At 61.4% G+C, this 12,085-nt stretch carries 8 protein-coding genes and 4 tRNA genes; 2 read left to right on the forward strand and 10 right to left on the reverse strand.

The genetic code is table 11. The annotated features are described in order from the left end of the window. Window positions 1-588: TrbI/VirB10 family protein (locus tag DBR23_RS31790; RefSeq protein WP_233250741.1), on the forward strand; the 588-nt coding region annotated here is incomplete at its 5' end. Further along, the gene (locus DBR23_RS25385; protein WP_056581693.1) at window positions 585-827 is read left to right on the forward strand and encodes a DUF2274 domain-containing protein; all 243 of its coding nucleotides are present in this window, start codon (window positions 585-587) and stop codon (window positions 825-827) included. The genes DBR23_RS31790 and DBR23_RS25385, both read left to right, overlap by 4 nt. Before the next feature lie 688 nt (window positions 828-1,515). Here the strand turns inward: DBR23_RS25385 and DBR23_RS25390 are convergent. From DBR23_RS25390 to DBR23_RS31795, 10 genes are all read right to left on the reverse strand, one after another. Then, window positions 1,516-1,591 (reverse strand) — tRNA-Gly (locus tag DBR23_RS25390). 181 nt (window positions 1,592-1,772) lie between these two features. Continuing rightward, window positions 1,773-1,846, reverse strand: a tRNA-Cys gene (locus DBR23_RS25395). A gap of 58 nt (window positions 1,847-1,904) precedes the next feature. Continuing rightward, a tRNA-Gly gene (locus tag DBR23_RS25400) sits at window positions 1,905-1,980 on the reverse strand. Between the two features lie 85 nt (window positions 1,981-2,065). Beyond that, window positions 2,066-4,504: an endopeptidase La gene (lon, locus tag DBR23_RS25405; RefSeq protein ID WP_056064482.1), complete on the reverse strand. Its 2,439-nt coding sequence runs from the start codon at window positions 4,502-4,504 to the stop codon at window positions 2,066-2,068. 126 nt (window positions 4,505-4,630) lie between these two features. Then, on the reverse strand, window positions 4,631-5,896 hold the full coding sequence (clpX, locus tag DBR23_RS25410; RefSeq protein ID WP_056064485.1) for an ATP-dependent Clp protease ATP-binding subunit ClpX: 1,266 nt from the start codon (window positions 5,894-5,896) through the stop codon (window positions 4,631-4,633). A 102-nt stretch (window positions 5,897-5,998) separates the two neighbouring features. Next, entirely contained in the window at window positions 5,999-6,607 is a 609-nt protein-coding gene (gene clpP / locus DBR23_RS25415; protein WP_015014885.1) for an ATP-dependent Clp endopeptidase proteolytic subunit ClpP, read from the reverse strand. 134 nt (window positions 6,608-6,741) lie between these two features. Beyond that, window positions 6,742-8,055 carry a trigger factor gene (gene tig / locus DBR23_RS25420; protein WP_056064489.1) on the reverse strand — a complete coding sequence of 438 codons (1,314 nt, stop codon included), beginning with the start codon at window positions 8,053-8,055 and terminating at the stop codon, window positions 6,742-6,744. 75 nt (window positions 8,056-8,130) lie between these two features. Beyond that, a tRNA-Leu gene (locus DBR23_RS25425) sits at window positions 8,131-8,217 on the reverse strand. A 90-nt stretch (window positions 8,218-8,307) separates the two neighbouring features. Next, a complete protein-coding gene (locus tag DBR23_RS25430) occupies window positions 8,308-11,490 on the reverse strand; it encodes an efflux RND transporter permease subunit (protein WP_108499947.1) in 3,183 nt (1,060 codons plus the stop codon). A gap of 8 nt (window positions 11,491-11,498) precedes the next feature. Further along, window positions 11,499-12,085, reverse strand: a 587-nt coding sequence (locus DBR23_RS31795) for an efflux RND transporter periplasmic adaptor subunit (protein WP_233250742.1), incomplete at its 5' end; no start/stop codon positions are given.

Here is a 12,085-nt window from a genome sequence, read left to right on the forward strand (position 1 = left end):
GTGATGGCCGGAACGGTGATCGCTGGCGCCTTGGTCACGGGCATCAAATCAGACTTGCCGGGCGACGTGATCGCCACGGTGACAGAGCCGGTCTTTGACACGGCCACAGGCAAGTTCCTGCTGATCCCGCAGGGATCGCGCATCCTCGGGCGCTACAACAGCCAGGTCAGCTACGGGCAGAGCCGCGTACAGGTAGTGTGGAACCGGATCATCCTGCCCGACACGTCCTCGCTCACGCTCGACAACCTTGTCGGCACCGACCCGGCCGGTTACGCCGGCCTGGAAGACGATGTGAACTGGCATTGGAATCGCATCGTCGCGGGCGCTGTGCTGACGACGCTGCTGGGCGTCGGCGCCGAGCTGGCCGCGCCTGATAACCGCCAGAACGGCAACCGCATCGTCATCGCCGGCCGTGACAGCGCCCAGGACAGCATCAACCAGGTCGGCCAGGAGATCACCCGGCGCAACATGAACATACAGCCGACGTTGACGGCGCGCCCCGGCTTGCCGGTGCGAGTCATCGTTAACCGGGATCTCGTGCTGCGGCCCTATCAGCCGCTGTTCTTCAACCGGGGAGCTTCGCAATGAGCACGACCAAGAAGCTGCGGCTCGGGCCGCTGCCCAAGACCGAGAGCGTCAAGCTGACATTCGCGTGCCCGGCCAGCCTGAAAGCCGACCTCGACCGCTATGCCGCGCTGCACGCGCAGTCGTATGGCGAAGCGGTCGATGCCGCGACGCTGATCCCGCACATGCTGGAGGCATTCATGGCTGGGGATCGAGGCTTCAAGCGCACGCAGCCCAAGAACGGAAAAGCCGCCCCTGCGTGAACAGGGGCGGCTCTAGATTGGTGCCCGAGGCCGGAATCGAACCGGCATGACCGTAAGGTCGAGGGATTTTCTTACCACTTCGACTTTCGCCGCCAACGCGCATGCGCTGTTCGTGGTCTGGAGCACGCCTTCACCATAGCCTTGCGGCCGTAGGTGCCCGCCGTCTGCTCTCTACACCTTCCCAAACTGTTGCTTGGGCTTGGCTCGGCGTTGGCTCGGGTGCAGAAGCATCCAGGGCTTTCGCCGATTTTGACGGGCTTCACTCCGGGCGTTTCCCCCCGAAGGCTCAAATTGTTCAAGTCCCTTGTGTCTACCGATTTCACCACTCGGGCGTAGCGTGCAATGCGCTGGAAACACCTACCTCCATCTACTGGCGCCTAGCTGGCTCCTGACCGTCAAGCCAAGCTATGAAGCTGCATCATGGACGCTCGCAAACCGTTGTCACTATTGGCCTTCTGGCCCGTTGGCGCAAGCAAGAAGGACTTGACAAAACAGATTTTAAGTCCGCAGTGTCTACCAATTTCACCATCGGGGCGCCGGCTGCTGAGCGCATACCTGCGTTGCAGCGTAACCCGGGCAGCGCGTGCGCGCAATGCCCTGTCGCATCTCTGGTCGGGACCGCTGTTTGACAACAGCACGCTCCGAACCACCAAGAAAAAAGGGAAGCCTAAGCTTCCCTTTTCAAATATGGAGCGGGAAAAGAGTCTCGAACTCTCGACCTCAACCTTGGCAAGGTTGCGCTCTACCAACTGAGCTATTCCCGCATTTTCTGATTTCTCTAACGCTTCCGTTAGTGCTTATCAGCAAGCCTCAAATTATATAACTATTTTTGGCCGTATTCGATTGCAAGCCAAAAAATTTACATCCAACTACCATCCATCGACACGATCCCTGCGAGCGTCTCGGCCCAGAGGCTTTGATCGCTTCACTGCTGCAGACCATATCTGGAGGCGCGGTCCGGAGTCGAACCGGACTAACCGGATTTGCAATCCGGGGCATAACCGCTTTGCTACCGCGCCAGGAACTCTCATTCCTCTGACAAAAAAGGGAAGCAACTGCTTCCCTTTTTGTGGAAATTGGAGCGGGAAAAGAGTCTCGAACTCTCGACCTCAACCTTGGCAAGGTTGCGCTCTACCAACTGAGCTATTCCCGCATTTACCGAAGCCTTACATTGTACAACGTTTGCTGCGATGGAATGAATTGTAGCGCATTTTTTGGGAGTTCCCAAAAAAATTGCGTCAATGTTTCAATCCATCGGCCGTGGCGGACGACACCGCTGCCTTGTCCGTCGACACAGGCACCGCAGCAGCCACTGCAACCTCTTCATCCGTCAGCGGCACGGGCTTGCTCTCCAGCGCCACTTCCAGCACCTTGTCGATCCACCGCACGGGCACGATCTCCAGGCCGCTCTTCACGTTGTCCGGAATTTCGGCGAGGTCCTTCACGTTCTCTTCAGGGATCAGCACGGTCTTGATGCCACCGCGCAATGCGGCCAGCAGCTTTTCCTTAAGGCCACCAATGGCCGTCACCTCGCCACGCAGCGTGATCTCGCCTGTCATGGCCACATCGCCGCGCACAGGGATACCCGTGAGCGCAGAAACAAACGCGGTAGTCATCGCAGCCCCCGCGCTGGGGCCGTCCTTGGGGGTAGCACCGTCTGGCACGTGAATGTGGATGTCGCGCTTTTCGAACGTTTCATCCTTGATACCCAGCATGCGCGCGCGGCTGCGTACCACCGTACGGGCAGCCTCCACGGACTCCTTCATCACATCACCCAGCGAACCCGTGCGCGTAATCACACCCTTGCCCGGCATGATGGCCGCCTCGATGGTCAACAGATCTCCACCCACCTCGGTCCAGGCCAGGCCTACTACCTGCCCCACCTGGTTTTGCAGCTCCGCACGGCCATAGGTGTACTTGCGCACGCCCAAAAAGTCCGGCAGGTTGTCAGCCGTGACCACCACCTGCGGCTCCAGTTTCTTGAGCTGCAGGCCCTTGACCACCTTACGGCAAATTTTGGACAGCTCGCGCTCGAGCGAACGCACACCCGCTTCACGGGTGTAGTAACGCACCATGTCGCGCACTGCAGGCTCGGTGATGAGCAGTTCTTCGTCCTTCACACCATTGTTCTTGAGCTGCTTGGGCAGCAAGTACTTCATGGCGATGCTGGTTTTCTCGTCTTCGGTGTAGCCCGACAGGCGAATCACTTCCATGCGGTCGAGCAGTGCCGGCGGAATGTTCATCGAATTCGATGTGGCGACGAACATCACATCGCTCAGGTCGAAGTCCACCTCGACGTAGTGGTCGCCAAAGGTGTGGTTCTGCTCGGGGTCCAGCACCTCCAACAGAGCGCTCGACGGATCGCCCCGGAAGTCAGTACCCAGCTTGTCGATCTCGTCCAGCAGGAACAGCGGATTGCGCGTGCCCACCTTCGACAGGCTCTGCAGCACCTTGCCTGGCAGCGCACCGATGTAGGTGCGGCGATGCCCGCGGATCTCGGCCTCGTCGCGCATGCCGCCCAGGGCCATGCGCACGTACTTGCGACCAGTGGCCTTGGCGATCGATTGCCCCAGCGAGGTCTTGCCTACGCCAGGAGGGCCCACCAAGCACAGGATGGGCGCTTTCACCTTGTCAACGCGCTGCTGTACCGCGAGGTATTCAAGGATGCGGTCCTTGACCTTGTCGAGGCCGTAATGGTCTTCGTTGAGGACGCCCTCGGCATTCACAAGGTCGTGCTTGATCTTGGTCTTCTTGCTCCAAGGCAGCGCGGTGAGCACGTCGATGTAGTTGCGCACCACTGTCGCCTCGGCCGACATGGGCGACATCAGCTTGAGCTTCTTGAGTTCGGCGTCAGCCTTCTTGCGTGCCTCGGCCGGCATCTTGGCGAGCTTGATCTTTTTCTCGATCTCCTCGATGTCGGCGCCTTCGTCGCCCTCACCCAGTTCCTTCTGGATGGCCTTGACTTGCTCGTTCAGATAGAAGTCGCGCTGGTTCTTCTCCATCTGGCGCTTCACGCGGCCACGGATCTTTTTGTCGACGTTCAGGATGTCCACTTCGCGATCGAGCTGCTCGAACAGGTTTTCGAGGCGCGCCTTTACATCCGAAAGATCCAGCACCACCTGCTTGTTCTCGAGCTTGAGAGGCAGGTGTGCAGCAATGGTGTCTGCCAGTCGACCTGGATCGTCAATGCTGGAGATGGAAGTCAGGATCTCGGGCGGGATCTTCTTGTTGAGTTTGACGTACTGGTCAAACTGCTGCATCACTGCGCGACGCAGGGCCTCGATTTCGCTGGGCTTATTGGCGTCGGGAGTCGCCTCCACCGGTGTCACGGTGGCCATGAAATGCGTCTCGGCATCTTCAATGGAAGCCACCAGAGCACGCTGCTGGCCTTCCACCAGCACCTTCACGGTGCCGTCGGGCAGCTTGAGCATCTGCAAGATGGTGGAGACACAGCCCACATCGAACATGTCGGCCACCGAGGGCTCATCCTTGGCGGCAGCTTTTTGGGCCACCAGCATGATGCGGCGATCAGCCTCCATGGCCATCTCAAGGGCCTTGATGCTCTTGGGGCGGCCCACAAAAAGCGGGATCACCATGTGAGGGAACACCACCACATCGCGCAAAGGCAACAGCGGCAGGTCAATAGGGGTGGCTGGCAGGGGGGTATGTCCGGACATGGAAATCCTCAAAGTGCTCTGTGGAAGTGGGTCCACATGTGGGGATTTTCAACCCTTGCACGCAGCCGTACTGGCGCAAGGGTTGATGGTTCAAAGGGCGACAACATGGCGCCCGCTCCGGTCTTCTCAGGCCTTCTTGGCCGCTTCGCGGTACACGAGCAGCGGCGGCTTGTTTTCTTCGATGGTGGACTCGTCCACCACCACCTTTTCGACGTTGCTGGTATTGGGCAGGTCGAACATCGTGCCGATCAGCGATTGCTCCAGGATGGAACGCAGACCTCGCGCGCCCGTCTTGCGGGCCAGCGCCTTGCGGGCAATGGCTTTCAGGGCAGCGGGGCGAATTTCCAAGTCCACGCCTTCCATGGCCAGGAGCTTGCTGTACTGCTTGACCAGCGCGTTCTTCGGCTCGGTCAGGATCTGCACCAACGCATCTTCACTCAGTTCAGCCAAGGCAGTCACCACAGGCATACGGCCCACCAGTTCAGGAATCAGCCCGAACTTGATCAGGTCTTCGGGCTCGATCTCGGTGAACACTTCGGTCAGCGAGCGCTGCTTCTTGCTTTTGACCGATGCGCCAAAGCCGATGCCTGAGGCCTCGGTCCGGTTCTCGATGACCTTTTCCAGCCCTGCAAACGCGCCACCGCAGATGAACAGGATGTTGGTTGTGTCGATCTGCAGGAAGTCCTGGTTCGGGTGCTTGCGCCCGCCCTGGGGCGGCACGCTGGCCATGGTGCCCTCGATGAGCTTGAGCAGCGCCTGCTGCACGCCCTCGCCCGACACGTCGCGCGTGATGCTGGGGTTGTCGGATTTGCGCGAAATCTTGTCGATTTCATCGATATAGACAATACCGCGTTGGGCGCGCTCGACTTCGTAGTTGCAACTTTGAAGCAGCTTCTGGACGATGTTTTCCACGTCCTCGCCCACATAGCCGGCTTCGGTCAGCGTGGTGGCGTCGGCCATCACAAAGGGAACATCCAGCATGCGTGCCAGGGTCTGCGCCAGCAATGTCTTGCCCGAACCAGTAGGGCCGATCAGCAGGATGTTGCTTTTGGACAGCTCCACATCGTCCTTGTGGGCCTTGTCCTTATGGCGCAGGCGCTTGTAGTGGTTGTACACCGCCACCGCCAGCGTGCGCTTGGCAACATCCTGGCCAATCACATAGTTGTCCAGATTGGCCTTGATCTCGACCGGCGTGGGCAGGTCACTGCGGCCTTCGCGCGCCAAGTCCCCAGCAGGCAGTTCGTCGCGGATGATCTCGTTGCACAGGTCAATGCACTCGTCGCAGATAAAGACCGACGGACCGGCGATCAGCTTCTTCACTTCATGCTGGCTTTTGCCGCAAAAAGAGCAGTAAAGGGTTTTTTCGCTGGAAGAGCCTTTTTTCTCGGCCATGGGGGCAATGCCTTGCTTGTTTCGGAAAGTTGTCGGGATGATAACCAAATAAAAAACGGCGTCTTCCCCTCGGGAAAACGCCGCTTCGTCGCCCTCGGGCGATCAGGCGCGTTGGCTGATCACTTGATCGACCAAACCATAGTCCTTGGCCTCGTCGGCCGAGAGGAAATAGTCACGCTCAGTGTCGCGCTGGATCTTCTCCAGCGGCTGTCCGGTGCGCTCAGCAAGGATCTTGTTGAGCTGCTCGCGGGTCTTGAGGATCTCGCGGGCGTGGATCTCGATCTCGGTGGCTTGGCCCTGCATGCCGCCCAATGGCTGATGGATCATGACCTTGGAGTTGGGCAGCGCAAAACGCTTGCCCTTGGCGCCCGCCGCCAGCAGGAACGCACCCATGCTGGCCGCCATGCCCGTGCAAAGGGTCGAGACATCGGGCTTGATGAAGTTCATGGTGTCAAAAATCGCCATACCGGCGCTCACCGAACCACCGGGCGAGTTGATGTAGAACGAGATGTCCTTGTCCGGGTTTTCACTTTCCAGGAACAGCAGCTGTGCCACCACCAGGTTGGCGGTCTGGTCATTGACCGGGCCCACCAGAAAAATCACGCGCTCCTTGAGCAGGCGCGAGTAGATGTCATAGGACCGTTCGCCACGGCCCGACTGCTCGATGACCATGGGGACCATGCCCAGGCCTTGTGTTTCCAATGCGCTCATGTATTTCTCCAGTCAAGCAGGTACTGTACCCAGAAATGAATTGGGGCTTGTGCACGAAAGCACAAGCCCCTGGTGTGTCTTGACAACCAGAACCGGGCAGTTGCACGAGGCAGACCACCCGGCCCGAGTGCCTATCAGCCCTGCTGCGCCATCAGGTCGTCGAAGGAAATGGCCTTTTCGACCACCTTGGCCTTGGACAGCACGAATTCGGTCACGTTGTTTTCGATGACAACGGCTTCGACTTCAGCCAGACGCTGGCGGTCGCCGAAGTACCAACGCACCACGTCTTCGGGCTTCTCGTAGCTGGCGGCCAGCTCGTCGATGTGGGCCTTGAGCTGCTCGGGCTTGGCCTGCAGCTCATTGGCGCGCACCAACTCGGCCAGCACCAGGCCCAGGCGCACACGGCGCTCTGCCTGGGGACGGAACACGTCTTCAGGGATCTCGGCCTTGTCGGCGTCCTTGATGCCGCGTTGCTTGAGTTCAGCGCGGGCGCCTTCCATCAGGCGGGCGATTTCAGCCTGGATGCTGGAATTGGGCAGGTCCAACTCAGCCTTGGACACCAGGGCGTCCATCACGGCAGCCTTGTTGCGGGCCAGCAAGCGGAACTTGACTTCGCGCTCCAGGTTCTTCTTGATGTCGGCGCGCAGGCCATCCACGGAACCGTCGGCAATGCCCAGCGACTTGGCCAGAGCATCATTCACTTCGGGCAGGTGGGCCGCTTCGATCTTCTTGATCGTCACCAGGAAGTCGGCGGTCTTGCCAGCGACATCCTTGCCATGGTACTCGGCGGGGAACGCCAAGGGGAAAGTCTTGCTTTCGCCGGACTTCATGCCACGCACCGCGTCTTCGAACTCCTTGAGCATCTGGCCTTCGCCGACCAGGAACTGGAAGTCTTCGGCTTTGCCGCCGTCAAAGGGTTCGCCGTCGATCTTGCCTTCGAAGTCCACGGTCACGCGGTCACCGTCTTGCGCAGCGGCGTCAATGGCGCGCTGGGCGAAGCTACGGCGCTGCTTGCGCAGGATGTCGATGGTCTTGTCGATGGCGCTGTCGGTCACTTCGGACGACAGTTTTTCAACTTCGGCGTCAGACAGGTCAGCAATCTTGACTTCGGGGAACACTTCGAAGATGGCGTCAAAAGTCACCTGGCCTTCGGGAGCGCCTTCCTTTTCAGTGATGCGGGGCTGGCCAGCAACACGCAGGTTGGCTTCATTCGCAGCCACGGCAAAGGCCTCACCCACCTTGTCGTTCAGCACTTCGTACTGCACCGAGTAGCCATAACGCTGGGCCACCACATTCATGGGCACCTTGCCGGGACGGAAACCGTCCATCTTGACCGTGCGGGCCAGGCGCTTGAGGCGCGTGTCCACTTCGGACTGGATCAGGGTGACGGGCACGCTCAGCGTGATCTTGCGCTCGAGCTTCTCAAGGGTTTCAACAGTAACGGCCATGGCTATTCCTCTTATGAATGTGGATCGTGCTGGCTGCAGCGCAGCAGCGCCGTGTTCCGCAAAGTCTCACATGGGTGGTGCGCGGGGGGGGACTCGAACCCCCACACCATTGCTGGCGTCAGGACCTAAACCTGGTGCGTCTACCAATTTCGCCACCCGCGCGGTTCTACAAACAAACAGGCGGCAACCTCGGCTGCCGCCTGTGTGAAATCGGTCAACCTTCTATTTTACCTGATGCGGACGCCCTGTCGGTCAAGCAGCACCAGGAACCTCTGGCGCAGGTCGTTTGACACGGAACCAGGCCGCATACATTGCAGGCAGTGCCAGCAGCGTCAGCACCGTGGCCACCACCAGCCCGCCCATGATGGCAACAGCCATCGGGCCCCAGAACACGCTGCGCGACAGCGGGATCATGGCCAGCACGGCGGCAGCGGCGGTAAGCACGATGGGGCGCAAACGGCGTACGGCGGATTCCACAATGGCATCCCAGGCGGGCACGCCACGGGCGCGGTCCTGCTCGATCTGATCGATCAGGATCACCGAATTGCGCTGGATCATGCCCATGAGCGCGATCACCCCCAGCAGCGCCACAAAACCAAAGGGACGATTGAGCAGCAACAGCGCCGCCGCCACACCCGCCAGCCCCAGCGGCCCGGTCAGGAACACCAGCATGGCACGGCTGAAGCTGTGCAGTTGCAGCATGAGCAGCGTGAAGGTGATGAACAGCATGATGGGAAGACCCGCCGCGATGGACGCCGAGCCCTTGGAGCTTTCCTCCACGGCGCCCGCCACCTCGATGCGGTAGCCCGTCTGGCCCGCCGACCGCCACTTGGCCTCAATCTCCTTGAGGGATGGCAGCAGCGCCGCCGTCACCGTGGCGCCCTGCAGGCCCTCGGTCACGTCGCCTTGCACGGTGATGGCGTAGTCGCGGTTTTCGCGCCACATCACGCCGGGCTCCCAGGTGAACACGGGCTTGGCGATCTGCGTGAGCGGGATCGACTTGCCCGAGGCCGTGGGCAGATAGGCGTTGGCAATGTCGGTGATGGCGTTTCGCTCATCCAGTGGCTGGCGCAGCAGGATGTCGATGAGCTTGTCGCCCTCGCGGTACTGGCCGACCTGCGTGCCCGACAGAATGGTCTTGGACGCCTGTGCGATGGACTGGCTGGTCACGCCCAGGGCGCGTGCCTTGGCCTGGTCGACTTCCAGGCGCAGCACCTTCACGGACTCGTTCCAGTTGTCGTTCACCCCGCGCATGTTGGAGTTCTGGCGCAGCTGGGCCTTGACCTCGTCCGCACGCTCGCGCAGCACCAGCGGATCGGGTCCCACCACGCGGAACTGAACGGGATAAGGCACGGGCGGCCCGTTGGGCAGCAGCTTGACGCGCCCGCGCACTTCCGGGAACTCCTGCGCCAGCAGCGCAGGCAGCTTCACACGCAGCGATTCGCGCACCTTCAGGTCTTGGGGCACCACGATGAACTGCGACACGTTGCTCTGCGGGAACACCTGATCGAGCGGCAGATAAAAACGCGGCACGCCAGAGCCTACCCAGGTGCTCACCGTGTTCACGCCTGGCTCGGACAGCAGGCGCTGCTCCACGCGCTTGGTGACGGCCTCGTTGCCTGCGAACGACGTGCCTTCGGGGAACCAGATGTCCACCAGAATCTCAGGCCGGCTGGAATCCGGGAAGAACTGCTGCTGCACCTTGCCCATGCCGACGATGCCCAGCGCAAAAGTCAGCACCGTGGCGCCAATGGTCAGCCAGCGGTGCTGCACGCACCAGTCCACCAGACGGCGGAAGCTGCGGTAGAACGGGCTGTCAAAGACCTCGTGCGGGTCGTCCGTGATGCCCTTGTTGGCCTGAGCGGCCAAGACGTGAGGCGGCACCTTGAGCAGCAGCGTGCCGAGGTAAGGAACGAAGTAGACCGACACGAACCAGCTGAGCACCAGCGCAATCACCGTCACGGCAAAGATGGCAAAGGTGTATTCACCCGTGGTGGACTTGGCCAGGCCGATGGGCAAAAAGCCCGCCGCCGTGATCAGCGTGCCCGTGAGCATGGGCATGGCCGTGATCTCGTAGGCAAAGGTGGCGGCGCGCACCTTGTCATAGCCCTCTTCGAGCTTGAGCACCATCATCTCCACCGCAATGATGGCGTCGTCCACCAGCAGGCCCAGCGCGATGATGAGCGAGCCCAGCGAAATCTTGTGCAGCCCGATGCCCCAGTACCACATGGCCAGGAACGTGACGGCCAGCACCAGTGGGATCGTGATGCCCACCACCAGCCCCGGGCGGGGGTCGATGTACCAGCGCTTCCACAGCGGGTTGTTGCCGGGCCGCTTGTGGACGCCCAGGCTGATGAAGCTCACCGCCAGCACGATGACCACGGCCTCGATCAGCACCTTGACAAACTCGTTCACCGAGGTGGACACCGCCTTGGGCTGGTCTTGCACGTTGACCAGTTTCACGCCCGCCGGCAACGTGCCAGCGATGCGGTCCGTGGTGGTGTGCAGGGCCTTGCCCAGCGCAATGATGTCGCCGCCCTTGGACATGGAGACGCCCAGCGCAATCACCTCGCGCCCCTGGTGGCGCACCTTCACGCCCGGTGGGTCCACATAGCCGCGCTGCACTTCGGCAATATCGCCCAGGCGCAGTTGCGCGCCGGAGGGGCCACGGATCGGCATCGCGCGTAGGTCCTCGATGGCGTTGAACTGGCCTTGCACGCGCACCTGCACCTGGTCTTGCGGGGTCTGGATGGTGCCCGCGCTTTCCACTGCGTTCTGCTGGCCCAGCTGGGCCAGCACCTGGTTCATGTCCAGGCCCAGTTGCGACAGGCGCTTTTGCGAGATCTCGATGAAGAGCTTTTCGTCCTGCACGCCAAACAGCTCGACCTTCGCCACATCGGGCACGCGCAGCAGCTGCTGACGCGCGTCATCGGCAAACTGCTTGAGCTCGGCGTAGCTGAAGCCCTCGGATTCCAGCGCGTAGATCACGCCGTACACATCCCCAAAGTCGTCATTGAAGAACGGACCCTGGATGCCCTGCGGCAAGGTGTAGCGCATGTCGCCCACCTTCTTGCGCACGCTGTACCAGACGTTGGCCACGTCGCCGGGCTTGGAGGAGTCCTTGATCTGGAAAATGATCTGCGACTCGCCGGGCTTGGAGTAGCTGCGGATCTTGTCGGCGTACGGCACTTCCTGCAGCGTGCGCTCGATCTTGTCGGTGACCTGCTCGGCCATCTGCTGGGCCGTGGCACCGGGCCAGTAGGTGCGCACCACCATGGCACGGAAGGTGAACGGCGGGTCCTCGTCCTGCCCCAGCTGGAAGTAGGCCGCAAAGCCCAGCAGCATCAGCACCACCATGAGGTAGCGGGTGAGCGCGGGATGGTCGAGCGCCCATTTGGAGAGGTTGAACCCCTCTTTGGGTTGGATTTGCGTCATGGCGGGCCTCAGTTGGCGGCAGAGGCCGTGGCGGTGGCGGGTGCAGCAGCGGTTGCAGGAGCCGATGGCACCGCCGGAATTGCTACAGATTCAGGAGCTGTCTGTGCTTTATTCACTGGCGCCTGGGCCACTTTTGGCTGGTATACCGTCACTTTTTGGCCGGGAGACAGCACATGCACGCCGGTAGCCACCACCTGCATGCCGGGGGTCAGGCCCCCTGCCACCACGGCATCGTTGCCGTCGGCCGTGGCGATCTGCACCACCTGCGACTTGACGGTGCTGGTCGCGGGGTCGTACACCCACACGGCGGTGGACTGGCCCTCCTGCCGCAGCGCGCTGGTGGGCAGCTTGATGGCGGCAATGCCGGCATGGCTCAGTGCCTTGGGCGTGGCGTACACGGTGGCGCCCAGCGCTGGGGCGTCCGCAGCGTCAATGGCCACCTTGACCTGGAAGGTACGGGTCGCAGCGTCGGCGCTGGCAGCCACTTCGCGCACGCGGCCCGTCAGGGTCGCGCCGCCAGACCAGCCGCGCACAGCCACCTCGGAGCCCGTCGTGATCTGCGCCACCTTGTCCTCGGGCACAGCAAACACCACGT

The sequence above is a fragment of the Acidovorax sp. HMWF018 genome, assembly GCF_003061035.1.
In the GTDB taxonomy this organism is placed as follows: Bacteria; Pseudomonadota; Gammaproteobacteria; order Burkholderiales; family Burkholderiaceae_C; genus Acidovorax; species Acidovorax delafieldii.

Excerpts from the sequence above, each read along its gene's own strand:
- DBR23_RS25385 (WP_056581693.1), top strand. The coding sequence starts at position 585 with ATGAGCACGACCAAGAAGCTGCGGCTCGGGCCGCTGCCCAAGACCGAG.
- lon (WP_056064482.1), bottom strand. The coding sequence starts at position 4,504 with ATGTCCGGACATACCCCCCTGCCAGCCACCCCTATTGACCTGCCGCTG.
- clpX (WP_056064485.1), bottom strand. The coding sequence starts at position 5,896 with ATGGCCGAGAAAAAAGGCTCTTCCAGCGAAAAAACCCTTTACTGCTCT.
- clpP (WP_015014885.1), bottom strand. The coding sequence starts at position 6,607 with ATGAGCGCATTGGAAACACAAGGCCTGGGCATGGTCCCCATGGTCATC.
- tig (WP_056064489.1), bottom strand. The coding sequence starts at position 8,055 with ATGGCCGTTACTGTTGAAACCCTTGAGAAGCTCGAGCGCAAGATCACG.
- DBR23_RS25430 (WP_108499947.1), bottom strand. The coding sequence starts at position 11,490 with ATGACGCAAATCCAACCCAAAGAGGGGTTCAACCTCTCCAAATGGGCG.